The following is a 1281-nucleotide window of genomic DNA, read 5'->3' as shown; positions in this document are numbered from 1 at the left end:
ATTCTTCAATGGGAGCGAGGAAATGTGCGAAGACGAGCCAACGATGGAACAGCTTCGGATAGAACTGTCGAATTTGCGCGATGATCTAGCCGCGATTGAAGCCAGTGAAATCTTCGTGAAGAACTCCGTTGGTAATATAGACGCGCTCAAAGCTATTAGACATAGGATCGCCGAAATCGAATCGGCCCTAGAATATAAATAAAAAACATGAGCGATGATTCCATTCGTCCGCAACGAAACCGCGAGAAGATCGACGCCGAAGTTTCAAAGCTGAAACCCCGGCGACCCTGAGCCCCAGGAAGGGACGTAAGGTTAATTTGGTGACGCTCTCGCCACCGTACACGCATCGCCGTCTTCTACGTGAAACAGATCTACAAGATCGTGCGTGTTTTCAGCGGTTGTTAGGCCGCCTTCGCGGTTGGGTTAAGTTGAGCTTCTGCCAAAGCCGTTAATGCCTTGTCAGTTGCCTCCTCTTCACGCAATGTCATGCTGAGAAGTTTCTGCGCATCTTTCATTCCCAATTCGCCGGCCCATCGCGCTAACGTGCCATATCTTGCGATTTCGTAATGCTCGACAGCCTGCGCAGCTGACGCAAGACCCGCGTCGAGGGCAGGTTGTCCCTTGAAGTCGTCGATGATTTCTTCACCCTCGGCTATAATGCCCTCGATAGCATCGCAAGTTTTGGCCTGCGCACGCTTGCCGAAAAGTTCGAACACTTGTTGAAGCCGTTCGACATGGCCTTCGGTTTCGACGCGATGCTTTTCGAAGGCAGCTTTAAGTTCGGGTGAATTCGCTGCTTTCGCCATTTTCGGTAGAGCTTTCAGTATCTTACGCTCGGCGAAGTAAATATCTTTGAGTGTTTCGTGGAATAGCGTTTGGAGTGTTTTATCGGTCATGTAATTTTCTCCTAGAATGTCCTGCTACAAGACGCAGCAGACTGGTGTGAATGGATTGCGAAGTAGTTCCGCTTTAATGGGGACAGTCTGCTTCAGATCGTCAGCGGTTCGATCCTGTTTTTTCCGAGACGTAGATGCCAGCTTCTTTTGCCGCGTCGATGAATGCGTTTCGCACGTCATTGATCGAAACGGAGCCACCCAGTCCACCTAGACAAGCCGTGCTTGCGGCGCGGAACCTCGGCCCATCTTGTGACGGCCAACCTTCTGCAAGAAACGCTGACGCCTCTTCTACCGAAGCGATATTCAACATCTGTCCCGAATTTTTTACGATTACGTGCTGGAAATTTAAATTGGTCATACAACCTGAACGAGGTATGGGAACATT

The 1281-nt window shown here is 50.1% G+C and carries 3 protein-coding genes; 1 reads left to right on the top strand and 2 read right to left on the bottom strand.

The window, feature by feature from the left end:
• The coding region (locus K9U38_RS21885) for a hypothetical protein (RefSeq protein ID WP_224496470.1) at positions 1–202 on the top strand (202 nt) is incomplete at its 5' end.
• Positions 203–401: 199 nt separating this feature from the next.
• Here K9U38_RS21885 and K9U38_RS21880 read toward each other — a convergent pair.
• Entirely contained in the window at positions 402–896 is a 495-nt protein-coding gene (locus tag K9U38_RS21880) for a YciE/YciF ferroxidase family protein (RefSeq protein ID WP_224496469.1), read from the bottom strand.
• 100 nt (positions 897–996) lie between these two features.
• Positions 997–1281 (bottom strand): DUF982 domain-containing protein (locus K9U38_RS21875; protein WP_224496468.1); only part of this gene is annotated, 285 nt, incomplete at its 5' end.

The sequence above is a fragment of the Phyllobacterium lublinensis genome (genome assembly GCF_020164435.1).
Lineage (GTDB): Bacteria > Pseudomonadota > Alphaproteobacteria > Rhizobiales > Rhizobiaceae > Phyllobacterium > Phyllobacterium lublinensis.
The sequence above is the reverse complement of the archived record's forward strand: the minus strand, read 5'-3'. Positions and strand labels throughout refer to the sequence as shown.